General features: G+C 67.8%; 21 protein-coding genes, 1 tRNA gene and 1 pseudogene. 6 read left to right on the top strand and 17 right to left on the bottom strand.

All coding sequences use genetic code 11. From position 1 onward, the window contains the following. Window positions 1-22 precede the first annotated feature (22 nt). The gene (locus E3O54_RS03515; protein WP_134400965.1) at window positions 23-2,857 is read left to right on the top strand and encodes an FAD-binding and (Fe-S)-binding domain-containing protein; all 2,835 of its coding nucleotides are present in this window, start codon (window positions 23-25) and stop codon (window positions 2,855-2,857) included. Window positions 2,858-2,983: 126 nt separating this feature from the next. Here the strand turns inward: E3O54_RS03515 and treZ are convergent, their stop codons facing one another. Genes treZ through glgX form a run of 3 tightly spaced genes read right to left on the bottom strand, consistent with a single transcriptional unit; the run spans window position 2,984 to window position 9,337 of the window. Then, window positions 2,984-4,756, bottom strand: a complete 1,773-nt coding sequence (treZ, locus tag E3O54_RS03510; RefSeq protein ID WP_134400948.1) for a malto-oligosyltrehalose trehalohydrolase — start codon at window positions 4,754-4,756, stop codon at window positions 2,984-2,986. Further along, complete coding sequence (gene treY, locus E3O54_RS03505) at window positions 4,746-7,136, bottom strand: malto-oligosyltrehalose synthase (protein ID WP_134374160.1); 2,391 nt, start codon at window positions 7,134-7,136, stop codon at window positions 4,746-4,748. Before treY ends, treZ begins: the two co-directional genes overlap by 11 nt. Then, the gene (glgX, locus tag E3O54_RS03500) at window positions 7,133-9,337 is read right to left on the bottom strand and encodes a glycogen debranching protein GlgX (RefSeq protein ID WP_134400947.1); all 2,205 of its coding nucleotides are present in this window, start codon (window positions 9,335-9,337) and stop codon (window positions 7,133-7,135) included. The genes treY and glgX overlap by 4 nt, the downstream gene beginning before the upstream one ends. Before the next feature lie 360 nt (window positions 9,338-9,697). Here glgX and E3O54_RS03495 point away from each other — a divergent pair, with 360 nt between their 5' ends. Further along, window positions 9,698-9,889 carry a hypothetical protein gene (locus E3O54_RS03495; RefSeq protein WP_134400946.1) on the top strand — a complete coding sequence of 64 codons (192 nt, stop codon included), beginning with the start codon at window positions 9,698-9,700 and terminating at the stop codon, window positions 9,887-9,889. A 150-nt stretch (window positions 9,890-10,039) separates the two neighbouring features. Here E3O54_RS03495 and E3O54_RS03490 read toward each other — a convergent pair whose 3' ends face one another. After that, window positions 10,040-11,101: an LLM class flavin-dependent oxidoreductase gene (locus E3O54_RS03490; RefSeq protein ID WP_104103447.1), complete on the bottom strand. Its 1,062-nt coding sequence runs from the start codon at window positions 11,099-11,101 to the stop codon at window positions 10,040-10,042. Window positions 11,102-11,313: 212 nt separating this feature from the next. On the opposite strand from E3O54_RS03490, the gene E3O54_RS03485 reads away from it, so the two are divergent. Then, on the top strand, window positions 11,314-11,694 hold the full coding sequence (locus E3O54_RS03485; protein ID WP_134400945.1) for a hypothetical protein: 381 nt from the start codon (window positions 11,314-11,316) through the stop codon (window positions 11,692-11,694). Window positions 11,695-11,853: 159 nt separating this feature from the next. Beyond that, a pseudogene (gene nrdD / locus E3O54_RS17120) lies at window positions 11,854-12,603 on the top strand (anaerobic ribonucleoside-triphosphate reductase); the annotation flags it as partial. Window positions 12,604-12,883: 280 nt separating this feature from the next. On the opposite strand, the gene E3O54_RS03475 reads toward nrdD, so the two are convergent. Continuing rightward, window positions 12,884-13,294 carry a YchJ family protein gene (locus E3O54_RS03475; protein ID WP_369828002.1) on the bottom strand — a complete coding sequence of 137 codons (411 nt, stop codon included), beginning with the start codon at window positions 13,292-13,294 and terminating at the stop codon, window positions 12,884-12,886. A gap of 378 nt (window positions 13,295-13,672) precedes the next feature. Here E3O54_RS03475 and E3O54_RS03470 point away from each other — a divergent pair, with 378 nt between their 5' ends. Further along, on the top strand, window positions 13,673-13,891 hold the full coding sequence (locus E3O54_RS03470; protein ID WP_104103441.1) for a DUF1653 domain-containing protein: 219 nt from the start codon (window positions 13,673-13,675) through the stop codon (window positions 13,889-13,891). A 160-nt stretch (window positions 13,892-14,051) separates the two neighbouring features. On the opposite strand, the gene E3O54_RS03465 is transcribed toward E3O54_RS03470, so the two are convergent. The 11 genes from E3O54_RS03465 to rplU all read right to left on the bottom strand — a co-directional run bounded on the left by E3O54_RS03465 (window position 14,052) and on the right by rplU (window position 21,692). After that, window positions 14,052-14,124 (bottom strand) — tRNA-Ala (locus E3O54_RS03465). A 72-nt stretch (window positions 14,125-14,196) separates the two neighbouring features. Then, window positions 14,197-14,574 carry a ribosome silencing factor gene (gene rsfS, locus E3O54_RS03460; RefSeq protein WP_134400944.1) on the bottom strand — a complete coding sequence of 126 codons (378 nt, stop codon included), beginning with the start codon at window positions 14,572-14,574 and terminating at the stop codon, window positions 14,197-14,199. Window positions 14,575-14,614: 40 nt separating this feature from the next. Further along, complete coding sequence (locus E3O54_RS03455) at window positions 14,615-15,604, bottom strand: hypothetical protein (protein ID WP_134400943.1); 990 nt, start codon at window positions 15,602-15,604, stop codon at window positions 14,615-14,617. A gap of 47 nt (window positions 15,605-15,651) precedes the next feature. Continuing rightward, a complete protein-coding gene (gene nadD / locus E3O54_RS03450; RefSeq protein WP_255570179.1) occupies window positions 15,652-16,254 on the bottom strand; it encodes a nicotinate-nucleotide adenylyltransferase in 603 nt (200 codons plus the stop codon). A 14-nt stretch (window positions 16,255-16,268) separates the two neighbouring features. Then, the gene (locus E3O54_RS03445) at window positions 16,269-16,469 is read right to left on the bottom strand and encodes a hypothetical protein (protein ID WP_104103428.1); all 201 of its coding nucleotides are present in this window, start codon (window positions 16,467-16,469) and stop codon (window positions 16,269-16,271) included. A gap of 64 nt (window positions 16,470-16,533) precedes the next feature. After that, the gene (locus tag E3O54_RS03440; RefSeq protein ID WP_104103426.1) at window positions 16,534-17,796 is read right to left on the bottom strand and encodes a glutamate-5-semialdehyde dehydrogenase; all 1,263 of its coding nucleotides are present in this window, start codon (window positions 17,794-17,796) and stop codon (window positions 16,534-16,536) included. 9 nt (window positions 17,797-17,805) lie between these two features. Beyond that, a complete protein-coding gene (gene proB, locus E3O54_RS03435; protein ID WP_104103424.1) occupies window positions 17,806-18,588 on the bottom strand; it encodes a glutamate 5-kinase in 783 nt (260 codons plus the stop codon). After that, window positions 18,585-19,394: a glutamate 5-kinase gene (gene proB / locus E3O54_RS03430; protein WP_134400942.1), complete on the bottom strand. Its 810-nt coding sequence runs from the start codon at window positions 19,392-19,394 to the stop codon at window positions 18,585-18,587. Before proB (E3O54_RS03430) ends, proB (E3O54_RS03435) begins: the two co-directional genes overlap by 4 nt. Then, complete coding sequence (obgE, locus tag E3O54_RS03425) at window positions 19,391-20,971, bottom strand: GTPase ObgE (protein WP_104103417.1); 1,581 nt, start codon at window positions 20,969-20,971, stop codon at window positions 19,391-19,393. Before obgE ends, proB (E3O54_RS03430) begins: the two co-directional genes overlap by 4 nt. Window positions 20,972-21,106: 135 nt before the next feature. Further along, on the bottom strand, window positions 21,107-21,364 hold the full coding sequence (gene rpmA, locus E3O54_RS03420; protein ID WP_104169636.1) for a 50S ribosomal protein L27: 258 nt from the start codon (window positions 21,362-21,364) through the stop codon (window positions 21,107-21,109). 19 nt (window positions 21,365-21,383) lie between these two features. Then, a complete protein-coding gene (gene rplU, locus E3O54_RS03415) occupies window positions 21,384-21,692 on the bottom strand; it encodes a 50S ribosomal protein L21 (protein ID WP_104103412.1) in 309 nt (102 codons plus the stop codon). A gap of 191 nt (window positions 21,693-21,883) precedes the next feature. Here rplU and E3O54_RS03410 point away from each other — a divergent pair, with 191 nt between their 5' ends. Further along, on the top strand, window positions 21,884-22,174 hold the full coding sequence (locus E3O54_RS03410) for a DUF4031 domain-containing protein (RefSeq protein WP_104103409.1): 291 nt from the start codon (window positions 21,884-21,886) through the stop codon (window positions 22,172-22,174). Window positions 22,175-22,295: 121 nt separating this feature from the next. Here the strand turns inward: E3O54_RS03410 and E3O54_RS03405 are convergent, their stop codons facing one another. Beyond that, the gene (locus E3O54_RS03405) at window positions 22,296-25,091 is read right to left on the bottom strand and encodes an Rne/Rng family ribonuclease (RefSeq protein WP_134400964.1); all 2,796 of its coding nucleotides are present in this window, start codon (window positions 25,089-25,091) and stop codon (window positions 22,296-22,298) included. Window positions 25,092-25,224 lie beyond the last annotated feature (133 nt).

The raw sequence follows: 25,224 nt of genomic DNA, 5'->3' as shown, positions 1-25,224 counted from the left end.
AGCGGTGCCTGCATCCGCCGGGATGCTGAGTGCCCTCCGCGCCGCGGTGTCCGACCCGGCCCAGGTGAAGACCCGGGCGATCGACCTGCACGCCAACGCCCACGACGCCTCGCACTTCCTGCTGGTGCCGCAGGCGGTCGTCGTGGCCGCCAACGCGGACGAGGTCGGCAAGCTGCTGCGCGCCAGTCGGGCGCAGGGTGTGCCGCTCACGTTCCGCTCCGGCGGTACCAGCCTGAGCGGCCAGGCGCTCACCGACGGCGTGCTCGTCGACGTGCGCCGCAACTTCAAACAGATCGAGGTGCAGGACAACGGCGCCCGGGTGCGGGTTCAGCCCGGCGTCACCGTGCGCGCCCTGAACGCCCGCCTGGCGCAGTACGGCCGCAAATTCGGCCCGGACCCGGCGAGCGAATCCGCCTGCACCATCGGCGGCGTCGTGGCCAATAACTCCTCCGGTATGGCCTGCGGCACCGTCGACAACGCCTACCAGACCCTGGAATCGATCACGGTGGTGCTGCCCAGCGGCACCGTCGTCGACACCGGGGCGGCGGATGCCGACGCGCGCCTCCGCGCCCTCGAACCCGAGCTGCACGAGGGCCTGCTGCGCCTCGCCAAGCGGGTTGCCGGCAACCCGGCCTCCGTCTCGACCATCCGTCACCAGTTCTCGATGAAAAACACCATGGGCTACGGCCTGAACTCCCTGCTGGACTTCGACCGGCCCGTCGACATCCTGGCGCACCTGATCGTGGGCAGCGAGGGCACCCTCGGGTTCGTCGCGGAGGCGGTCTTCCGCACCGTCCCGCGGCCGACCCACACGGTCACCGGCCTGCTGGTCTTCCCGGACCTGGAGACCGCCAACGCGGCCCTGCCTGCCCTGGTGGGCACCGGGGCGGCCACCCTGGAGCTGATGGACGCCCTGTCGCTCAAGGTCGGCCAGGGCCTGGACGACGTACCCCCGGTCGTGCGCGACCTCGCGGTGCGCGACCACGCCGCCCTCCTGATGGAGTACCAGACCGACAACCCCGAATCGCTGCAGGAGCTCCAGCGCGCGGGCCTGACCATTATGCCGGGGCTCGGGCTCAGCGCCCCGGTGAAGTTCAGCGCGGACTCTGCGACCCGTGCCCAGCTGTGGCATCTGCGGAAGGGGCTCTACGCATCCGTCGCCGGCGCCCGCCCGCAGGGCACCACGGCGCTGCTCGAGGACGTCGTCGTGCCGGTGGCCGCGCTCGGCCGCACCTGCGTGGAGCTGATCCGTCTGTTCGACAAGTACAGCTACCGCAACAGCGTGATCTTCGGCCATGCCAAGGACGGCAACATCCACTTCATGCTCACCGACGGGTTCACCGGCACGACCGAGCTAGAGCGCTACAGCGCCTTCACCGAGGACATGGTGGACCTGGTGCTCGGCGAGGGCGGCTCGCTCAAGGCCGAGCACGGCACCGGCCGGGTGATGGCTCCGTATGTGCGGCGCCAGTACGGCGACGAGCTCTACGAAGTCATGCGGCAGCTCAAGGTGCTGTTCGACCCCGCCGGGATGCTCAACCCCGGCGTGCTGATGAATGACGACCCTGAGGTTCACCTTCGTGACATCAAGCTGGTGCCGCCCGTCGCCGAGGTGGTCGACAGCTGCGTCTCCTGCGGCTACTGCGAACCCGTCTGCCCCAGCCGGGATCTGACCCTGACCCCCCGCCAGCGCATCGTCACCCTGCGCGCCATCGAACAGGCCCGCCGGAGCGGCGACCTGGCTCTGGCCGCCGAGCTGGAGAAGGACTTCGTCTACGACGGCGTGGAGACCTGCGCGGTCGACGGCATGTGCCAGACCGCCTGCCCGGTCAACATCAACACCGGCACCATGATGAAGCAGATCCGGCGCGGCGAGACCGGGCCGCTGATCAACGGCGTCTGGAACACCGCGGCCAAGAACTGGGGTGCGGTCACCCGCGGCGCCGGGCTGGCCCTCACTGTGGTGCGCAAGATCCCGGCCCCGGTACTGATGGTGCCCAACAAGCTCGGCCGAGCCGTGCTCGGCACCGACACGCTGCCGCTCTACTCGAGCGAGCTGCCTGGCGGCGGCGGCGGACGCTCCCGCCCGGTGCCGGCCCTGGCGCCGGAAGCCGTCTACTTCCCGGCCTGCGTGCAGACCATGTTCGGTCCGGCCACCGCGGGCACGCCCGGGGTGCAGGTCAGCTTCGAGCAGCTCTGCGACCGGGCCGGCATCACCCTCGTCGTGCCCGCGGGCATCGACGGGCTCTGCTGCGGCACGCCGTGGTCGTCAAAGGGGCTGAAGACCGGCGAAGCAACCATGCGGGCCAAAACCCTCGCGGCGCTGCGCACGGCGACCCGGAACGGCGAGCTCGCCATCATCTGCGACGCCTCCTCCTGCACCGAGGGGCTGCGGACGACCATCGAGGGTGACCAGAACGAGCCGCGCCTGCGGGTGGTCGACGCCGTGCAGTTCGCGGCCGAACGCATCCTGCCGTCACTGCCCGAGTACCAGAAGATCGATTCGCTCGCGCTGCACCCCACGTGTTCTTCCACCCGGATGGGCATCAACGACTCCCTGCAGACCCTGGCCGGCGGGGTGGCCGAGAGGGTGCAGGTGCCGGATAACTGGGGCTGCTGCGGCTTCGCCGGGGACCGCGGCATGCTGCATCCCGAGCTGACAGAATCCGCCACCCGGGCGCAGGCGGCCGATGTCGCGACGATGGACGCCACGGCATTCGCGTCGTGCAACCGCACCTGTGAGCTCGGGCTGACCCGGGCCACCGGCAAGGAATACCGCCACGTGCTCGAGCTGCTGGAAGAGGTGACGCGGCCCGACGCCGACGATCCGGACGCCGCCGCATCCCACCTGGCATAGTCGGGCGCCGTCTGAGCTCTGCCCACTCGCGGCGCAGGTTGGAGAAACTGGCGCACGGTGTAACGTGCGCCAGTTTCCGTAGGGTGCGCCGCGAGGCACGAGGCCCTGGGGAACGTTGACTGCGGGCTACTCGGAGGCGCCGAACACGGCGACGGAGTGCGGTGCGAGGGTGACCGCGGTGGGCGTGCGAGACTGGACCGCGTCGCCGACGGCGGCGAAGGATGCCAGTAGCGCCGGGGCATCCGTCGGCACGTCACGAGCCTCCGTGCCCAGGTTGACCAGGATTTCGGTGTCGCCGCGGCAGAGCCGCAGCCACCGCTCGTTATCGTCGACGTCGACCGCGACCCGGCCGAAGCGCGGGTCCGTGATGTCCGGACGGGAACGCCGCAGCCAGCCCAGAGCCCGGTAGAAATCGAGCAGGCGCGCGTGGGCCGGTTGGGACACCTCAGCCCAGTCCAGCACCGACCGCTCGAACGTGGCCGGGTCCTGCGGGTCGGGCACCACGGCCGGGTCCCAGCCCATGCGCGCGAACTCGCCGATCCGGCCCGTGCGGACGGCCTCGCCGAGTTCGGGTTCCGGATGCGACGTGAAGAACTGCCAGGGTGTGCTCGCCCCCCACTCCTCGCCCATGAACAGCATGGGCGTGAACGGGCCGAGCAGGGTCAGGGTGGCGGCGATCGCCAGCTGCCCGGAGTCGAGGGTCGCACTGAGGCGGTCGCCCGTGGCCCGGTTGCCAATCTGGTCGTGGTTCTGGTTGTTGACGACGAGGCGCCAGGCCGGCATCCGTGCGATGTCGATCGGCCGACCGTGGGTGCGCCCGCGGAAGCTGGAGAAGGTGCCGTCGTGGAAGAACCCGTGGGTGAGCACCTTCGCGAGGGCGCTGAGCGGCTCGAAGTCGGCGTAGTAGCCGGTGGTCTCGCCGGTGACCGCCACGTGCACGGCGTGGTGGAAGTCGTCGCTCCACTGGCCGGTGAGCCCGTAGCCGCCGGCGTCCCGCGGCGTGATCAGACGCGGGTCGTTGAGGTCCGATTCGGCGATCAGGGTGAGCGGACGCCCGCGGGTGGCGCTCAACACATCGACGTCGGCGGCGAGTTCCTCGAGCAGGTGCAGGGCGTGGTCGTCCCGCAGGGCGTGCACCGCATCCAGCCTGAGTCCGTCGACGTGGTAGTCGCCCAGCCACATCAGGGCGTTGTCGATGATGTAGCGGCGCACCGGGTCGGAGTCGGCGCCGTCGAGGTTGAGAGAGGAGCCCCAGCCCGTGTCGCCCCTCTCGTTCAGGTACGGACCGAACTGCGGCAGGTAGTTGCCGCTCGGGCCGAGGTGGTTGTAGACCACGTCCTGGATGACGCCGATTCCGGCCTGGTGACAGGCGTCCACGAACCGTTGGTAGGCAGCCGGTCCGCCGTAGCCCTCGTGCACGGCGTACCAGAGCACCCCGTCGTAGCCCCAGTTGTGGGTGCCGTTGAAGGCATTGACCGGGAGCAGCTCCACGAAGTCGACGCCGATCGAGGCCAGGTGGGCCAGTCGGCCCGCCGCGGCGTCGAGGGTGCCCTCCGTTGTGAAGGTGCCGAGGTGCAGCTCATAGATCGTGCTGCCGGCCAGCTGGCGGCCGGTCCAGGCGCTGTCCTGCCAGACGTGCGCGCCGGGATCGAACGTGCGGCTCTTCGCGTGCACGCCGTTCGGCTGGTGCCGGGAGCAGGGGTCGGGGAAGGGCCCCTGACCGTCGATCAAAAAGCCGTAGTCGACGGGCTGATCGGCACGGCCCTCGGCGGGCTCGGTCAGCGGACGGGGTGCGTGCCACCATCCGTCGCCCCGCGGGGTCATCGGCACGGTCTGGTCGGCGAGTTCGACCGCCAGGGCCGATGCGCTGGGAGCCCAGACTTTGAATTCAGCGGGCATGGTCGGCACCTTCCAGGTCGGTCGTGCGGGTCGGGTCGGCGTCGTCGGCCGGCACCAGCAGGGCCACCGGGTAGCGCCCCAGCAGGGCGGCCACGCTGACGGATGCGCCGGGGTGGCGTTCCCCGGTCAGCAGATCGACGACCGGCCCGCCGGCCAAGACCACGATCGTATCTCCCCAGCCGCCCGCGGCCGCGAGCCCGAGCGGCAGCCGGGTGGCGATGGTGACCGCGCCGCCGCGGTCGAAAGCGATCACGTGGTCGGCGGCGGCGCCGAACGCGGGGACCGGACTGTGCCGGTAGAAACGTTCGGGCTGGTCGCGGCGCAGCCGGAGGGCGCGCGTGGTGACCAGAAGTTTCGCGGCGCCGGTCTCGTCGACGGGCGGCAGCCAGCCGTCCTGCACCCGGGCCAGGTAGCCGCGCCGCAGGTCGTAGTCGACCGGGCGGCGGTTGTCGGGGTCGACGAGGGAGGTGTCCCATAGCTCGCTGCCCTGGTAGACGTCGGGCACTCCGGGGGCCGTCAGCTGCACGAGCTTGTTCGAGAGCGCGTTGCTCCAGCCCGCCTGGCGCACCCGGTCGACGAACGCGGTGAGCGTCTGCGTGACTGCCGGGTCGTTGAAGGAGGCGGTCACGAGGCCGCGCATCGCCGTCTCGAACTCCGCGTTCTGGCTGGTCCAGGTGGTCGACGTTCCGGCTTCCCGAGCCGCCTTCTCCGCGTAGGCGATGAGGCGTTCCGATGTGGCCGGCCACGATCCGACGATGGCCTGCCAGAGCAGGTTCTCGAACGGGGCGTCGCCGAGGGGCGCGGTCGCGCGCAGGGTGCGCAGGGTGCTCTCCCATTCGGCCGGGATCTCGGCCAGCACCGAGATCCGGGCGCGCACATCCTCACTGCGCTTGGTGTCGTGGGTGGAAAGGGTCGTCAACGAGGCCGGAAAGGTGGCCTGACGGGTCTGCTGGCGACGGTGGAACTCGGCCAGGTCGACCGCGAACTCCCCCGGGTCGGCGCCGACCTCGTTCAGCGAGGTGAGCCGGCTGAAGCGGTAGTACGCGGTGTCCTCGACACCCTTGGCCATCACCATGCCCGAGGTCTGCTGGAAGCGCACGGCCAGCGGATGCCCCGGGTCGCCGAGCAACGGGAGCAGAGCCTCGATCGCGGGGCCGAGGTCGGGCCGGTGGCGAGCCGCCTCGACGCCAGCGTGGCGCAGCTCGTCGATGCCCACCGGGAGGTAGGAGCGGTAGACCGGGAAGCAGGCCAGGAGTTCGGTCAGGGCGTCGACCGTGGTCAGTTCGGTGGTGGCGTCGCCGCCGGGGACCAGTCGGGCCAGGCGCACGACCTCGGCCTGGAGGGTGCGGTCCGCGATGACGCGCTTCCGCGCGTGCACCAGGTCGGCCCAGTCCGCCGGCGGCGCGTCACCGGTCAGCGCCGCGGCCTCGGCCTGCAGCCGGGCCTCGAGTGCGTCGAGCGCGCCCTGCCCGGCCGGGTCGACGAGCAGCCGGTCGAAGTCGGCGAGGGCGTCGTACCCGGTCGTGCCGGCGGTGGCCCAGCTGGTCGGCAGCTGTTCGTCGCCCTCGAGGATCTTCTCGACGAGCACGTAGGCTCCGTCGGTGGCATCCCGCAACCGGTCGAGGTAACCGCCCGGGTCGGCGAGACCGTCGGGGTGGTCGACCCGCAGCCCGTGCACGAGGCCGTCCTGCACCCAGCGCACGATCTCCCGGTGGGATTCGTCGAAGACCCACGGCACCTCGACCCGGAGGCCGGCCAGGGTGTTCACGGAGAAGAACCGACGGTAGTTCAGCTGCGCGTCCGCGCGCCGCCAGTTGACGAGTTCGTAGTGCTGCCGGGCGTGCACGACGCGGGCGTCCGCGCCGCCGTCGGCGCTGCCCGGGGCGAGCGGGAACCGGTTGTCGTAGTAGTGCAGCTCGTCGCCGACCACCTGGAGGCGGTCGAGTTCGCTCATTCCGTCCGCGTCGTCGCCGAGCACGGGCAGCAGGATTCGGTCGCCGTTCGCGGCCCAGTCCACGTCGAAGGCCTCCGCGTAGCGCGAGGCGGGGCCGTGCTGGAGCAGGTTCCACCACCAGAGGTTGCGGTGCGGGGTCGCGACGCCCATGTGGTTGGGCACGATGTCCACCAAGATGCCGCGCCCGGCATCCGTCGCGGCCGCCGCCAAGCGGGTGAGCGCCTCGGCTCCGCCCCGCACCGGGTCGATGCGTGAGTGGTCGACGACGTCGTAGCCGTGGTCGGAGCCCTCTTCCGCAGCGAGCAGCGGGGACAGGTAGAGCCAGTCCGCTCCCAACTCGGTCAGGTAGTCGAGCACCCCTTCCGCGGCCGCCAGGTCGAACGCGGCCGTGATCTGCAGACGGTAGGTGGTGAGCGGAATTTTCACGGCTGGACCAGGTGCGCCGGGTCGATCACGGGGATCGTCCCCGTCATCAGCCCGGCCAGGGAGGCCGCGACGGAGTGGTCCGGCGTGGTTTCCGGAGCGTGATACGCCCGCAGCACGACGAGGGAACGCGACGTCACCATGTGCAGGGACCCGGCGGGCCGCGGAACCGCGTCGGCGCCTTCGCCCGCCGTGTCGACGACGATCTCCCACGCCGGGGCGTATTCGGCCGGGGGCAGGGTGAACTCGACATCCTCGGCGTCTGCGTTGAAGCAGACCAGGAAATTCACGTCGGTCACCATTTGGCCACGGACGTCGCGCTCCCGGATGCCGTCGCCGCTGAGGAACATGGCGACCGTGCGCGTCAGGTGCTCGTCCCAGTCCTGGGGCTGCATTTCCTGCCCGTCGGGGGTCAGCCAGACGAGGTCGCTCATCGGGTCGCCCGCGGCGCGGTGACCGGGGTGGCCGTTGAAGAAGCTGCTGCGGCGGAACGTCGGGTGTTCGCGGCGCAGCCGGGAAACGGCAGCCGTGAACTCGATCAGCGGCTGGTCCGCCTCCGACCAGTGGATCCAGCTCAGTTCATTGTCCTGGGCGTAGGTGTTGTTGTTGCCGTTCTGCGTTCGGCCGAGCTCATCGCCGTGCAGGATCATCGGCACACCCTGCGACAGGAGCAGGGTGGCAACGTAGTTGCGTTGCTGCCGGGCCCGTAATGCCAGGACCTCCGGGTCATCCGTCGGCCCCTCGACCCCGGAGTTCCAGGACCGGTTGTGCGATTCGCCGTCCTGGCCGTTCTCGCCGTTGGCGTCGTTGTGCTTCTCGTTGTAAGAGACCAGGTCGGAGAGGCTGAACCCGTCGTGCGCGGTGACGAAGTTGATCGAGGCGACGGGGCGGCGGCCCGAGTGCTCGTAGAGGTCGGCGGAACCGGTGATTCGCGACGCGAACTCGCCCAGCGTCGACGGTTCGCCGCGCCAGAAGTCACGCACGGTGTCGCGGTACTTTCCGTTCCATTCCGTCCACTGAGCCGGGAAGTTGCCGACCTGGTACCCACCGGGGCCGACGTCCCACGGCTCGGCGATGAGCTTGACCTGGGACACCACCGGGTCCTGCTGCACCAGTTCAAAAAAGGTGGAGAGCTTGTCGACGTCGTAGAGGTCCCGGGCCAGAGCCGAGGCCAGGTCGAACCGGAAGCCGTCGACGTGCATCTCGAGAACCCAGTAGCGCAGCGAGTCCATGATCAGCTGCAGCGAGTGCGGGTGACGAACGTTCAGGGTGTTGCCGGTGCCCGTGTAGTCCATGTAGTACCGCTTGTCGTCGTCCATGAGCCGGTAGTACGCCTCATTGTCGATGCCCTTGAACGAGATCGTCGGGCCGAGGTGGTTGCCCTCCGCGGTGTGGTTATAGACCACGTCGAGGATGACCTCGATACCAGCGTCGTGCAGAGAACGAACCATCCCCTTGAATTCCTGCACCTGGTTGCCAAGGTCACCGGAGGAGGAATACGCGTTGTGCGGGGCAAAGAACCCGATGGTGTTGTAACCCCAGTAGTTGTTCAGACCCTTTTCCTCGAGGGTGCCGTCGTTGACGAACTGGTGCACCGGCATCAGCTCGATCGCGGTCACGCCGAGTTTCTGCAGGTGGTCAATGACCGACGGATGCGCCACGCCGGCGTACGTGCCGCGCTGGCCCTCCGGTACCGCATCCTGCAGCTTGGTGAGGCCCTTCACGTGGGCCTCGTAGATCAGGGAGGCGCTGTAGGGCGTACGCAGGGGCCGGTCTCCCACCCAGTCGAAGAACGGGTTGACGACGACGCCGAGCATCATGTGCGGGGCGGAGTCCTCGTCGTTACGCGAATCCGGGTCACCGAAGTTGTAGGAGAACAGGGACTGGTCCCAGTCGATCGTGCCGCAGGTGGCCTTGGCATAGGGGTCGAGCAGGAGCTTGTTGGGGTTCGCCCTGCTGCCCGCGGCGGGGTTGTAGTCGCCGTGCACGCGGTAGCCGTAGCGCTGTCCCGGTTGGATCAGGGGCAGGTAGCAGTGCCAGATGAACGCGCTGGATTCGACCACGTCGATGCGGGTCTCCACGCCCTGTTCGTCGAAAAGGCAGAGCTCAACGCGGTGGGCGGCTCCGCTGAACAGGGCAAAGTTCGTGCCGCTGCCGTCGTACGTTGCTCCGAGCGGGTACGCAGTACCGGGCCAGGTTTCCAAAAGGGTGCTCCTCGTGCTACGGGTCTCGTGCTGTCGACACACCGATCGCGCCGGTATGCCCACAAGTACGCTACAGTCTGCCGGGCCCCGTCGACGCCCGATCCGTTTTCGCGGGTGACCGCTCTGGGTATCAAGCCGCTGTGAATGCGGTCGTGGTCTTCGCTCCGTCCCCGGTTCTCACGGTCACCGTCGAGGGCCGCGAGGACGCCACCGATGTGCCTCTGCACGCCGGTGGCCAGGGAGTTTTGCAGGCCCGGATGGTTCAGGCTCGCGGTGCGACGCCCCGGCCGAGGTACTGCGTACCTGCACGCTCGGCGTGGCGGCGAACGCGTACATCTCGCCGAGGCTCAGGGCGATGTGTTGTCCCGGCACGATCTCGACGAGCTCTACGACCTCACCCTCCGGGCCGGCCTGGGGACAGACGTCATCATCCTCAGCGCACTGGCCGGCGAAGACGTGGTGCCGGCGGATGTCTACCGCAGCCTCGAGCAGCTCGTCCCCGCCAGGTACGCCCTGCAGGAGGAGAGCGCCGGCACGGTGGCCGAGCTTTAGAGGCGGAGCACCGTGCCCGGTGTCGAACCAATTCGACGGAGATTTTGGCACAAGAGCGGGTTTCCGGAGTATTTCGAGCCGTACTGAGCAAAATCTCCGTCGAATCCGTTCCGTGCGCTGTGACGGGCCTCGTATTCTGGCGTTCCGCGATCACCCGCTCACGTCGTCGGCGCGGTCGGCAGCCACCAGCTCGCGCACGAGCGGTGCCACCTCAGTGCCGTAAAGCTCGATGCTGGTCATCAGCTTCTCGTGGGAGAGCGTGCCGAGGCTGTATTTGAGGTCGAAGCGGGCGAGCCCCAGCCTCACCGCCGTGGCGGCGATCTTCGTGGCCACGGTCTCGGGTGAGCCCACGAACAGGGCGCCGTCCGGGCCGGCGTCGTGTTCGAAGCGCTCCCGGGTGACCGGACCCCAACCGCGCTCGCGGCCGATCCGGTCCTGCATGGCGGCATAGTGCGGCCACATTTCCTCGCGCGCCCGGGCATCCGTCACGGCCACATATCCCGGGGAGTGCTCGCCGATCGGGCGGGTCGGCTTCTCGAACTGGGCCAGCGCACGGTGATAGAGCTGAACCAGTGGCACGAAGGCCAGCGGCGAGCCGCCGATGATGGCCAGCATCAGCGGCAGGCCGTAGTGCGCGGCGCGCACGACGGACTGGGGGCTGCCGCCCACGCCGATCCAGGTAGTGAGGGATCCGGATTCGGTGGGCGGGAACACCCGCTGGTTACGCAGGCCGGCACGGGTTTCGCCCGACCAGGTGATGGGCTCCTCCTTGAGCAACTCGGTGAAGAGGTTGAGCTTTTCCTCGAACAGAAGCTCATATTGCTCCAGCTCCAGCCCGAAAAGCGGGAACGACTCGGTGAAGGAGCCGCGACCCAGGATGACCTCGGCACGCCCGCTGGAGACCGCGTCGAGGGTGGAGAAGCGCTGGAAGACGCGCACCGGGTCGTCGGAGCTGAGAACGGTGACCGCCGACCCGAGACGGATGCTGGTGGTCTGTCCGGCGATCGCGGCCAGAACAACCTCGGGGGCGGAAACGGCGAAATCTTCCCGGTGGTGCTCACCGATCCCGAAAAAGTCCAGGCCGACCTGATCGGCCAGCACACCCTCGGCCACCACGTTGCGCAGCGTCGCCGCCTGGGACAACCGGGCCCCGAAGGCGTCAAAGGTAACGTCACCGAAGGTATCCAGCCCGAGTTCGAACTTCTTTTTCATCTGGTGCGTGCTCCTCGCCGTGGTCGGGACGTTCGACAAACTCTATGCAAATGCATTCAAAGGAAAAAACCGCGGCCGTCCCGAGAATATTCCGAGCCCGACCTGAGGTTCGGGGCGCTCCGCTAGGGATGGGGCCGCCGGCGAGCCGGCGCGAGGGGGCAGAATGGGGTCAGGCGCCACCATCCGGTCGCCCCGGCGACAGGAGATTTCCCATGACCGAACACGAACTCATTTCGCTCTGGACCCGGGCCCGCTGGCATATCATCGTGTCCCAGTTCGCTCCGACCTTCCTGCTCACGGCGCTCGTGGCCTTCCTGTCCGTCGGCCTTGCGGAGGCCGAGCTGAGCGTGCGCATCGCGGCCGCGGGCATCCTGCTGGCCTCAGGCATTCTCGGCGCGCTCGCTCAAATCGCGTCCGCGAACGAAGGGCTCGCCATCGTGGCTGACCTCTGCGCGCTGCCCGCGAGCAGCGCCCTCGGGCGCGGCGTCATCGCCTCCGCGCCGTGGATCAACGTCGTGCGCTTCCTGACCCCCGCAGTCTTCGTGGTCGTCTATATCGCCATTTTGGCGGCCCTGTTCCGACCGTTCGCGTAGCCACTCACCACCACATGCCTTCAGTATCGGAATGTGGACCCCAAGATGTGGTGACGTTGAGGCACCGGGTGTGAGGTCGAATGCACAAACCCGAAATTTCGGTCCATCACGCGCACTGGCGCTAACGCTCCCTCCGACGCAGTGCGGATCGCTGCCGCCGTCTCCAGCGCCGAGATCGGCAAGGCGCACCGCGAGGGCGAGCTACACATCCCCGACCTCGACATGCTGGCCGGCTATTGCGCCGGCTGGTCGCTCCGGGTGTTCCTCGACGAGGGACTGATTGGCTTTCTCGACAAGGTCGAGTCCACTCCCCGGGGCATTTCTCCTCGGCCATTGCGCAGATCGTCAATTTCCTCGGCACCATGCAGAACGAGTGGGCCGGAGCGCAGGAGTGCAGCTCCTTCGACTCCTACAGGGCGCCGTTCACCAACCTCACGTTCGATTGGGTCTGCCCGGAGGACCTGCGCGAGCAGGTGACCGTGATCGGCGAGGTCGAGCAGGACTTCAACCACGGCGACCTGGCCGAGGAGATGGCCGTGATCAAGCGGGCGTCTATCGACGTGATGACCGCGGTGTTTGGCACTCCTTATTTCCAGAACTTCATTCCAGGAGACCACCGGAAACATGTACAACCTGGAGGCCACACCGGCGGCACCGTGCTGCACCTGTACATGTCGGAGAAGCTCTGCACGGCCGCGGCCTGCCGCGAGCTCGTCCAGCGCTCCCTGACGACGCACCGGCTGCCGTACATCACGGTTACGCCGTCGTTCTCAATCTGCCCCCGACCACGGCTACCTGGCCGGCGAGCACCCGACCTGCACGGTCTGCGGCGGCGTCTGTGAGGTGTGGACCATCGTGATGGGCCACTTCCGCCCGGTCAGCTCGTTCAGCATCGGCAAGAAGGGCGAGCGCGAACGATCTGCAGATCGCGGGACTTGTGGCACTGTCCACCTGCGACTGGCTGCTGGCCAAGCGTCACGGCCTGCTCGACGGCGTGGTCTTTTCGGGTGGGGAGCCCACCCGGCACGCACGACCGTCGACCCGATGATCATGCCCCCCGGAGACGTCAGGGGCTCAGCGCCACGCTCACCGCCTTGGGCGTGCGGGAACACGTGCTGCAGACTGTGCGGGCCGAAGGTGCCCGCCCCGCGTTCGCGGCGCGGCTGAAAGCCCACCTGGAGCAGCTGGGCTAGACGGCGTCCCGGTAGACCCACCGGCGGTTCAGGCGCACGAACCGGCTGATCTCGTGCTGCTGCGAGGAGACGCCGCCGGACCGGCTGTGCGCCGTGAACTCCACCACCCCTTCGGTGTCGAACGGGCCGCCCTGCGCGGTCCGTTCGATCTCGAGGCGGAGCCAACGCACGTCGGCGTCGAGTTCCAGCACCTCCGGGCGGGTGAGCGGATGCCACGTCGTGAGCAGGTAGTCCGGCTCCCCCACCGCGAAGGCCGCGTACCGGGACCGCATCAGCGCCTCCGCGGTGGGCGCAAACGCGTCCCCGCGGTGGAACCGACCACAGCACGCGGAATAGAGGTTGCCGCTCAGGCAGGGGCACGGTCGAGGGCGCTGCGGGCGCTCTGCAGGAATCGAAGTCTCGGGCACCCCTCCAGTATCGGGCAGCGTTCGGGCCGCCGGAACCCGGTCGGCTCGGTCTCGTACTCGCGTTCTGCCGACCTGTTCGATCGCAGCGTCGCGGTCACCTCCCCCCGTGCCGGGTTCGTTCTGTGGCTCCCGTCGCTCGGGTGTCGGCCGGACTCGGAGCGATACTCGCGGTGCGGGCAACCGGTGGCGGGACGGTCTGGGCGAGGTGGTCGGCGACCCGGTCCCGGGCCAGGTCGGCGGCCGCCGCCAGGGTTTCGGCTCCTCGAACAGGTGTGTGGCGCCGGGCAACAGGGTACGGCCCGGTACCTGCCGGTCCGGCTCGGGTGGGGAGATGACGGTTTGGGAATGTCGGGCGAAGGAGCCTAGAGTCAGCCCACCATGAATGACATTGCGATCGGCAGATACAAGCACTACAAAGGTCACCTCTACGAGGTTCTCGGCGTGGCCCGGCACTCGGAGACCGAGGAACAGCTGGTGGTCTACACCGCCCTGTACGGAGAACGCGGGCTGTGGGTGCGCCCCCTGGCCATGTTCACGGGCACCGTCCGCGTCGAAGGCGCAGACGTTCCACGCTTCGCCCTGATCGACGGCGCGTGATCACCAGCCCCCGCAGTCGCGTCAGAGGGCCTCCGCGAGGATCCATCTGATCGATACATTTCATGCGAAAATTGGTGAGCTTTTCTGCCCCACATAACCAGAGTAGGCCCCGACCGAAGTCGAGGCCTGTTCCATATTTTCGGTACGTTGTGCTACTCGGTGGATCCGAGGGGATTCGAACCCCTGACCCCCTGCATGCCATGCAGGTGCGCTACCAGCTGCGCCACGGACCCAGAATGTGTTTCGCAACTTGCCCGAAACAACTTCTCTAGGCTACTACATGATTAGCCTGCTGCTGACCACCGCTACTCGGCGGCCTTGTGGGCAGGCAGTGCGATGGGAATGACGGGGCAGTCTTTCCACAGACGTTCGAGCGAGTAGTACCCGCGCTCTTCCTCGTGGAAAATGTGCACGACGAGATCGCCGAAGTCGACGAGGACCCAGCGCCCCTCGGCACGGCCTTCGCGACGCAACGGTTTGTGGCCGGCCTCGGTCATCTTGTCTTCGATCTCACCGGCGATGGCCACCACGTTGCGCTCGGAGCGGCCCGTGACGATCAGGAAGATGTCGGTGAGAGGCAGGGGATTGGATACGTCGATTGCGACGAGGTCCTCCCCCGCTTTCGAGTCTGCGGCGGCGGTGGCCACCTGGAGGAGCTCGAGAGCATGGGCAGAAGCGGTCATCGAATGAATCCCTGAGTTAGTGAAGGCGAAATGGATGGCATTAGAAAATCTTGAGGACGTAGCCGGCCACGATCAGGGCCAGCACGCCGAAAGCGAGCACGCCTGCGGTAACGGTCAGGACGGCCGGGACGGTCAACCCGCGCTTTCTCGGTGGAGCCATGACACCCCGGGTCGAAGCGTGCGTGCTGACGGCGCGGCTCGCACTGACCGGGGCGACGTCGCTATGGTGTCCACCCTCGTCGAGCTGGTCGAGCATCTGGTCCATGTCCGACGAGTCGAAGACGTTCGGCAGGGCTCCGGTGGAACCGAGGCTGCGGGGTAGATCGATCGACCCGGTGACCATAATCTCGCCGGTGCGCATGAGCGGGCCCGACGAAGATCCGTGGTGCGGGATGGACGGCAGGATCAGGGCGTTGGTCGTGGTCGGAATGCCGCCGGCGCTGATGCCGCGAGCCACGATCTGGTCGAACGGTTCGAGCTGTGTCACGCCGGGAACGTGGTCGTCAACCTCGTCGCGGGCCAGCGACCAGTGTCCGACCGGCGGGTGGAGCACTCCGGGTCGGGACTTGACCTTCGTGCGCGGGGAGGCCTCAATCAGGAACTCGACGGGCGGCGCCACCTTGGCGGGGGCCACCGGAACGTGCAGCGCGTCGATGGCGAAGGGGTGCGCAGCCGTCTCGGGGACAGGTGCGGGTGCGATCGGGGCAGCGGGGAGCGCCGTCTCGGTGTGGGAGTGGTGCTTCAGCAGGAATTCGCCGGAATCGCCGGTCTGCGCGGTCTGAAGCGCGCGCAGCTCACGACGGGTCAGGGTGTTGTGGTCCTGTGCGTGGAGAACGCTACGCGCGCCGTCGACGGCGCGAGGCGCGAACGCGGTCGGTGCGGCGGGATACTGCTGGGCGGCATGCTGCTTTGCGGAAAGGGCATCCGTCGAAGGAACCGGTGCCTGATCCACCGGTGCCGGTTCGAGCGGCGCCGGAGGCGCAGGAACGGCGGATTCGCCGGCGACGACCTGCTCGTTCCGACTAGCCAATTCGCGGGCTTGTCGCCGCGTCAGTGGCTGTGGGTCATTACCCAACGTCATGCCACACTCCGATACAGATGATGCTTTGAGATGTACTGGACAACCCCATCGGGGACCAGATACCAGACCGGGAATCCCCGATTCACACGTTCCCGGCAGTCCGTGGACGAGATGGCCAGAGCCGGAACCTCCAATAAGCTTACGTCCTGGTTGGGCAATCCCGAAATACTGAGCTCGTGTCCCGGACGACTCACAGCCACGAAATGGGCCAGATCCCAGAGCTCCTGAACATCTTTCCAGCCCAGGATCTGCCCCATCGCGTCGGCACCCGTGATGAAGAAGAGCTCCGCGTCCGGGCGTTCGGCGTGCAGATCCCGCAGGGTGTCGATCGTGTACGTGGGCCCGGTTCGGTCGATGTCGACCCGGCTGACGGTGAACCGGGGATTGGAGGCGGTGGCGATGACCGTCATGAGATACCGATGCTCGCTCTCGGTCACATCTGCCTTCTGCCACGGCTGACCGGTGGGAACGAAAATGACCGTATCAAGGTCGAAGCTCTGAGCCACCTCGCTGGCGGCCACAAGGTGCCCGTGGTGAATGGGGTCGAACGTGCCGCCCATCACGCCGATGCGCGGTGGGCGGGCCCCGGGATTATGGATGGTGACGCTTCCGATTAGTGGTCGCTGCGCGCGCCGCCGTGGGCGTCGGAGTAAGCCTTCGCCTTGGCCTGGTGGCGGTTGGCGACATCCCGGTAGGACCAGACGACGAAGCCGAGCGCGGCGAAGACCACGAGGGCGATCACTCCGTAGAGGAAGATCGGCATCGGCAAATCGACGAGCCCGGCCTCAGCCAGCACAACGGTCAGGAACGACATGGGATTCTCCATTCAGGGACTCACAAGGCACAGCGATACGCCATGGCCAACAGTCTAGCGGGGGCTATGCGCGCACCTGGCCGGAGCCACGCACGATCCACTTGGTGCTGGTGAGCTCGGGCAGACCCATCGGCCCGCGAGCGTGCAGTTTCTGAGTGGAAATGCCCACCTCGGCTCCGAAACCGAACTCGCCGCCATCGGTGAACCGGGTCGAGGCATTGACCATGACCGCCGCGGAATCCACTTCTCCGAGAAACCGGTCGGCGTTCACGATGTCGTTTGTGATGATCGACTCCGTGTGCCCGGTCGAGTAGCGACGGATGTGCGCAATGGCGTCGTCGAGGGAGTCGACGACCGCCACGGCCAGTTCGAGGCCCATGTACTCGGTGGACCAGTCCTCCTCCGTGGCCGGCACCGCCGCGGGGAAGATCTCGCGCACGCGGTCGTCGCCGTGCAGGGTAACGCCGGACTCCGTCAGCTTCGCCAGAACGGCCGGCAGGAGCCGCGCGGCCGCGGCCTCGTGCACGAGCAGAGTCTCGAGGGCGTTGCAGACACTGGGCCGGTGCACCTTCGAGTTGTGCACGATGTCGACCGCCCACTCCGGATTCGCCGACTCGTCGACGAAGATGTGCACGACGCCGGCCCCGGTCTCGATCACGGGCACGGTCGACTGGGTGACGACGGCCCGAATCAGGCCGGCGCTCCCCCGCGGGATCAGCACGTCGACAAGGCCGCGGGCCTGCATCAGTTCGGTGGCACCGGTACGGCCGAACGGGTCGATGGTCTGCACACATGCCTCGGGCAGGCCGACCTGCCTGATCGCCGCCTGGAGTAGGGTGACGAGCACCCGGTTGGTGTTCTCGGCGGCCGATCCGCCCCGCAGGACGACGGCGTTGCCACTCTTCAGAGCGATGGCGGCTATGTCCACGGTGACGTTCGGGCGGGCCTCGTAGATGACGCCGACGACACCGAAGGGTACACGCACCTGGCTGATTCGTACGCCGTTGGGCAGGCTGGAGCCGCGCACAACCTCCCCAACGGGATCGGTGAGCAGGCTGATCTCGAGCACGGCGTCGGCGAGGGCGTTAATGCGCGCCTCGTCGAGGCTGAGGCGGTCGAGCATGCCCTCGGAGAGGCCATTGTGCGTGCCGGCGGCCAGATCCAGGGTGTTGGCGGCCAGAATCTCCGCAGCGCTCCCCCGCAGGGCGGCGGCGATCCCGTGCAACGCCTGGTTCTTCAACCCGGTCGACGTCGTGGCCAGAGTTCGGGCGGCGGTTCGGGCGGCTTCGAGGATCGGAGTGATCTGAGGTGAGTCGGTCTGCAGCATCCCGGTAGTTTAGGCCAGAGCGGGTTCGAACCAGGTTCCGACCGGGTCGCCGCGGAGTGCCTCGGCAACCAGACCAGTCGATGTGAGCAGCACGGCAGTGCCGGCCTCCGCCGCGATCCGTGCGGCCGACACCTTGGTGTCGGCACCCCCGGTACCCACGCCGGAGCGGCTGCCGCTGAGCTCGACACCGAGCATGGGATCGCCGCAGGGGACGTGATCGATGCGTTCCGCGCCCGGCAGGTGCGGCGCGCGCGTATAGAGGGCGTCGACGTCGCTGAGCAGGACCAGCAGGTCGGCGTGGATGAGCGTGGCGACCAGGGCGGCCAACCGGTCGTTGTCGCCGAACCGGATCTCGTGGGTGGCGACCGTGTCGTTCTCGTTGACGATCGGCAGGATGCGCAGACCGAGCAGGCGATCCATCGCCCGGTGCGCGTTGCCTCGATGCGAGGGGTTTTCCAGGTCACCGGCAGTGAGCAGCACCTGGCCGGCGACGATGTCGTACCGGTCGAGGCTGTCCTGGTAGCGGAAGATGAGCAGGTTCTGGCCCACGGATGCCGCGGCCTGCTGGGTGGCCAGGTCGGTGGGGCGCTCGTCGAGTTGCAGGTAGGGCATGCCGGTGGCGATGGCCCCGGAGGAGACGAGGACGATCTCCACTCCGCGCCCGTGCGCTTCGGCAAGGGCATCGACGAGCGGGATGATCTGTGCGATGTTCGCGCCGCTGATCGAGGAGGAGCCGACCTTCACAACGATGCGCGCGGCCGACGCGACCTCGTGTCGGCCGAGTGCGCTCACAGAAGCGCTCGGCCGGGCGCGGTGGGCATCGGCTCGAACCAGGTGCCACAGGAGCCGCCGCGGAGGGCCTCTGCGGCCAGGCTCGTCTCAGTGACGAGAACGGCCGTTCCGGCGGAGGCGGCCAGGCGGGCCGCCTTCACCTTGGTATCCGCCCCGCCGGTGCCCACGGCGCCGGCACCCTTGTTCGCCCCGAACTCCATGCCGTCCAGTTCCTGGTCGAACCCGATAAAGTCGATCGGTTCCGCACCGGGCAGGTGCGGGGGCTTGGTGTAGAGCGCGTCGACGTCGCTGAGCAAGAGCAGTAGGTCGGCGCGGATGAGCACCGAGAGCATGGCGGCGAGCCGGTCGTTGTCGCCGAATCGCAGCCCATAGGTCGCGACCGTGTCGTTCTCGTTCACGACGGGCATGATGCGCAGGTCCAGCAGCCGGTTCACCGCGCGGCGGGTATTGCTGCGGTGCGGCTCGTTGAGTAGGTCACCCTCTGTCAGCAGCACCTGCCCCGCGGCAATGCCATAGCGGTCCAGAGTCTCCTGGTAACGGGCCGTGAGCACGTTCTGACCCACGGATGCCGCGGCCTGCTGGGTGGCTAGGTCGGCCGGCCGCTCGTCGAGGTTGAGGTAGTCCATGCCGCTGGCGACGGCGCCGCTCGACACCAGGACGACCTCCACGCCGCGATTGTGGGCCTGGGCCAGGACCTCGATCAGAGGTGCGATCTGCTCGGAGTTGTCGCCGCTGATCGACGAGGAGCCGACCTTCACGACGATGCGCCGGGCGGCGGCTACCTGGGCGCGGGAGCGGTGACTCATTCGGCCCCGCTCTCCTTACGCGGCGACACCGGGACTGAACCGTCGCCCGTGAGAGTGTCGCCGTTGTACTCTTCCTCGCCGGTCGACCACATGCCGGCCTCGCGTTCTCGGATCAGTTCGGCGCGTGCGGCTGCCTTGGCGTCCATCCGGCCGAAGTACTCCTCTCGGCGCTCGTTGCTGGTGCGTCGCTTGGAGTCGTCAAGGCGGGTGTCGGTGCCACGCGGTGCCGTGATCAGTTCGGCCGTGGAGGTGAGGGTGGGCTCCCAGTCGAAGACCACGCCGTTGCCGGGCCCGATGATGACCGTCGAGCCGGCGATCGCGCCGGCCTTGAACAGTTCGTTCTCGATGCCGAGCTTGGCCAGGCGGTCGGCCAGGAAGCCGACGGCCTCGTCGTTCTTGAAGTCCGTCTGCTGCACCCAGCGCTCGGGCTTGGTGCCGATGATGCGGTAGATGTTGCCGAACGACCCACCCTCGACCTTGACGACGAAGCCGCTGTCGTCGACGGCCTTCGGGCGGATCACGATGCGCGGCTTGACGGCCTGCGCCGCGGCGGCCTCGACCCGGCCGGCCTCGACGGTCTCGGCCAGCGCGTAGTTGAGCTGCTTGAGACCCTCATGGCTGACGGTCGAGATCTCGAACACGCGGTAACCGCGCGCCTCGAGGTCGGGCTTGACGAACTCCGCGAGCTCCCGGCCCTCGGGAACGTCGATCTTGTTCAGGGCGATCAGCTGGGGGCGGTCGAGGAGCGGCTTCTGGCCGTCGGGCACCGGGTAGGCGGCCAGTTCGCCGAGAATGACGTCGAGGTCGCTGAGCGGGTCACGGTCAGGGTCGAGTGTGGCGCAGTCGAGGATGTGCAGCAACGCCGTACACCGTTCCACGTGACGAAGGAATTCGAGGCCGAGGCCCTTTCCCTCGCTGGCGCCCTCGATCAGTCCGGGCACGTCGGCGACGGTGTAGCGCACCTCGCCGGCATCCACGACGCCGAGGTTGGGGTGCAGGGTCGTGAACGGGTAATCCGCGATCTTGGGCCGGGCCGCCGAGATGGCCGCGATCAGGCTGGACTTGCCGGCCGAGGGGTAGCCGACGAGCGCGACATCCGCGACGGTCTTGAGTTCAAGCTGGATGTCGCCTTCCCAGCCGTAGGTGCCGAGCAGGGCGAAGCCGGGGGCTTTGCGTTTGAGCGAGGCCAGGGCCGCGTTGCCGAGCCCGCCCTGACCGCCAGGCGCCACGACGATGCGGAAGCCCGGCTCGGTCATGTCGGCGAGTTCGTTGCCCTCGGCGTCTTTGACCACGGTGCCGAGCGGGACGGCCAGCTCCATCAGCTCGCTGCCGAAGCCGGCGCGGTGGTCACCCATGCCGGGGCCGCCGTTCGCGGAACTGCGGTGCGGGGACCGATGGTAACCGAGGAGGGTCGTCACGTTCGGGTCAGCGACGAGCACGATGTCACCACCGCTTCCGCCGTTGCCGCCGTCAGGGCCGGCGAGCGGCTTGAACTTCTCACGCTTGACGGAGACACAGCCGTTCCCTCCGTTGCCTGCTCGCAGGTGGAGAGTGACGTGGTCAACAAACGTGGCCATGGGGGTGCCCCTTTCAGGTGGCAAAAAGCTCAGTGGTGCGTAAATCATTGGTGCTATGCATCTTGTCGTGCGGGTGCCGTGAAACACGCAAAGGGCGAGCCGAAGCCCGCCCTCACGCTTACCGATGTGAAATGCCTAAGCGGCAGCCACCACGATGTTGACGACCTTGCGGCCGCCCTTGGCGCCGAACTCAACCGAGCCGGGCTCGAGAGCGAAGAGCGTGTCGTCGCCACCACGGCCGACGTTGACGCCGGGGTGGAAGTGGGTGCCGCGCTGACGGACGATGATCTCGCCCGCGCTGACAACCTGACCGCCGAAGCGCTTCACGCCGAGGCGCTGGGCGTTGGAGTCGCGACCGTTGCGAGTGGAACTCGCGCCTTTTTTATGTGCCATCTGTTCTGCTCCTCAGGGCCTAGGCGATGCCGGTAACCTGAACGCGAGTGAGCTCCTGACGGTGCCCCTGACGCTTCTTGTACCCGGTCTTGTTCTTGAACTTCTGGATGACGATCTTCGGACCGCGGAGATCGTTCAAAACCTCGGCCGTAACCGTTATCTTGGCCAGTGACTGGGAGTCAGAGGTGATCGTGTCGCCGTCGACGAGAAGCACTGCGGCCAGCTCGACGTTGCCGTCCTTATTGGCTTTGATTCGGTCCATCGTGACGATGGTCCCGACCTCTACCTTTTCCTGCCGCCCACCGGCGCGCACAACTGCGTAAACCACGTTACGTACCTATCTCTGGGGAGCCGTGAGGCCCCGTGATGGAAAGTTACTGCCTTAAACACGCCAAGTCGGCCCGTCGCTCTCAGAAAACCACGGTGATCGCGGGGGCAAAGGCCCGTCGCACACCAAAAGTCAACGTTAGCCGATCCTGCTGCGACGGTCAAACCGAGGCCGGATCATAGAATCGGGTAATGACCGTCTTGATCGACAAGCCGATGTGGCCCGCGCATGGCACCGTCTGGTCCCATCTTGTCAGCGATTCGTCACTGGCCGAACTGCACGCTTTCGCGGCCCGCAACGGAATCCCCCGCCGCGGCTTCGACCTGGACCACTACGACGTACCCGCCCACCGTTATGACGCCCTCGTGGCCTCGGGGGCGCATCCGGTGGACAATCGGGAACTGGTTCTCCGGCTCCGCGCAAGCGGCCTGCGTGTGCGCGGGCGGGACCGATCGGGCAGCGGCTCTCTCCCAGAGTCCTGATCGGGGCCCGAAGCGCTGCCTCGCCGGTTGAAAGAGATCGGGAGACCGGCGACGCCCAGCCCCGTGGGCTGTGCGCCACCGGTCTCCCGATCGACTCGATTCGTTCCTGCAGTGATTCTCGTTACTGCTGGGAATCCGGGGCCGTGGTCATGATCGGCTGGGCCGACCCGGTGGATCCGCCGGCCGTCGTCACCCGCCGGCTGCGCGAACGCCCCTGGCCCGGCTGCTTGGGCTCGGGCAGGGCGTCCAGCACCGAGTCCAGCAGCTGGTCGGTGACCTGCTTGCTGACCGTGCGGCGGCTACGGGAGGACTTCTTGACCGGGATGTCCAGGATGGCGACGGGCTCGTCGTCGTCGGGCGCTGCGGCCTCGTGCGCGGCAGGCGCCTCGACCGGGGTCTGCTGCGCGTCCTGCACCGGGGTTTCCGGGGTCACGATGGGCGCTGCGTCCCGCTGGCGGGGCGTGGAGGACGCCCTACGGCTGCGGCGTGCCGACGGTGCAGACGTCTCGGCCGCGACTGCCTCATTCACGGCCTCCTCGATCGGGTTGGCCTCGGCGGCCGGGTTGGCTGATGCGGCGGTCGCCGCGTCGACAGATGACCCGTCGGCTGAGGCCGCGGGGGCGGCCGCCTTCTCCGCGGGAACCGATTCCGGCATCGCCTCAGGCAGGGCAATGATCGGGATCGAGCCGGTCAGGGCGCGCGGGATGGTGCGGGCGGCGATCAGGGCGAGGGCGTGCTTGGCATCCTCGGTGATGCCGTGGGTGCCGTGTCCGGACTTGCCGGCATCGGCCTGAGACGCGTGCACGGCTGCGGAGTTGGTACCGTTTCCGTTTCCGTTTCCGTTTCCGTTTCCGTTTCCGCCGCGGTGCCCGTTGTCGCCGCCGGAATTGGTGCCCGACTTGCTGCGCGGGCGACGCTCCATGGCCGGCTGAGCCGTCTGGCGGTGCTTGAGTACCGGGTCATGGTGGATGACGATGCCTCGGCCGGCGCAGGCTTCACAGTTCTCGCTAAATGATTCCAGGAGTCCGAGACCGAGCTTTTTGCGGGTCATCTGCACAAGCCCGAGCGAGGTGACCTCGGCGACCTGATGCTTGGTGCGGTCGCGGCTCAGGCATTCGAGCATGCGGCGCAGCACGAGGTCGCGGTTGGTTTCGAGGACCATGTCGATGAAGTCGACGACGATGATGCCGCCGATGTCGCGCAGACGCAGCTGGCGAACGATCTCTTCGGCAGCCTCGAGGTTGTTCTTCGTGACGGTCTCCTCGAGGTTTCCACCAGAGCCGACGAACTTGCCGGTGTTGACATCGACGACGGTCATGGCCTCGGTGCGGTCGATCACGAGGGAGCCACCGGACGGTAGCCAGACCTTGCGGTCGAGGGCCTTCTCGATCTGCTCCGAAATGCGGTACTCGTCGAAGGCGTCGTTCTCGCCCTCGTAGCGCTCCACGCGCTCCACCAGGTCCGGTGCGACCTGGCGCAGGTAGGCCTCGATGACCTCACGGGATTCCTCGCCGGAGATGACCATCTTCTGAAAGTCCTCGTTGAAGACATCCCGCACGATCTTGATCAGAAGGTCCGGTTCGCTGTGCAGCAGGGCCGGTGCCTGCACCGTGTCGACCTGCTTGGCGATGGACGCCCACTGCGAGGTGAGCCGGTTGACGTCGAGCGTGAGCTGCTCGTCGGTGGCACCCTCGGCCGCGGTGCGCACGATGACTCCCACGTTCTCGGGCAGAACCTCCTTGAGGATCTTCTTCAAGCGCGCCCGCTCGGTGTCGGGCAACTTGCGGCTGATCCCGTTCATCGAGCCGTTCGGCACGTAGACGAGGTAGCGGCCGGGCAGTGACACCTGGCTGGTGAGTCGCGCACCCTTGTGCCCGATCGGGTCCTTCGTGACCTGCACGAGCACCTTGTCGCCCGGCTTGAGCGCGAGCTCGATGCGCCGAGCCTGGCTGCTGTTGCCGGAGTTCTCGGCGGCAGCCTCCCAGTCGACCTCACCCGAGTACAGCACGGCGTTGCGGCCGCGTCCGATGTCGACGAAGGCTGCTTCCATGCTCGGCAGCACGTTCTGCACCTTGCCCAGGTAGACGTTTCCGATCAGCGAGGCATCCTGATTCTTGGCGACGTAGTGCTCGACCAGCACACCGTCTTCCAGCACCCCGATCTGAATCTTGTTCTGCTTGGCCCGCACGACCATGACCCGGTCGACGGATTCGCGGCGGGCGAGGAACTCGGCCTCGGTGATCACCGGGCGACGGCGCCCGGCATCGCGGCCGTCACGGCGGCGCTGCTTCTTGGCCTCGAGGCGGGTCGACCCCTTGATCCGCTGGGGTTCGGTGATGAGTTCGGGTTCGCGGGGCGTACGCACGCGAACAACGGTGTTCGCGGGGTCGTCGGATCCGGACCGGTTCTCGTCGCCGGTGCGCCGACGGGCGCGACGACGAACGGTCGACGACTCGTCGCCCTCGTCGTCATGGTCCTGACGGATGTCCTGGCCGGTGTCCTGGCGCTGGTCCTGGCGCGCGGTGTCGCGGCGCGCTCCGGTGCGGGCCGGTTGCGGCACGATGACCGGGGCCTGGAACACCAGCGAGGTGGACGGGCGGCGAACCACATCGGCGGTCGGGGTGGGCGGCGGCGTCGGTTCCACGGCAGCGTCCTGTTCTGAGTCGGGGGTTTCGCCGAACGGAGCGGCGGCTGCCGGCTCGGTCACGGCGTCGTCGGTGTGGACGCGGGGTGTCTGCGCTGCTGAAAGCGGCTCGCGCGTTGCCGCAGCGACGTTCTGTGCGGCGTCATTGTGCTGCGCACTGTTGTTCTCAGGCGCGGCCTCCGGAACGGCCACCGGGGTGGCAGCCCTCCGCGAGGTGCGGCGGGTGCCGAATAAACCCTTGCGTTTTTTGATGTTTTCGTTGTCTTCCACCATCACTGGCGCGCTCCTTGACCAGTGTGGGCGACCGCGCCACCCATCCGGCTACTCTCTCGTGCGAGGATCACGCTTGCGCGAAACCCTCGGAAATCCTCGTCGTTCGCAACCGGCTCTTGGCTCTGGCTGCTAA

It is taken from the genome of Cryobacterium sp. TMT2-4, assembly GCF_004402575.1.
Taxonomy (GTDB): Bacteria; Actinomycetota; Actinomycetes; order Actinomycetales; family Microbacteriaceae; genus Cryobacterium; species Cryobacterium sandaracinum.
The sequence above is the reverse complement of the archived record's forward strand: the minus strand, read 5'-3'. Positions and strand labels throughout refer to the sequence as shown.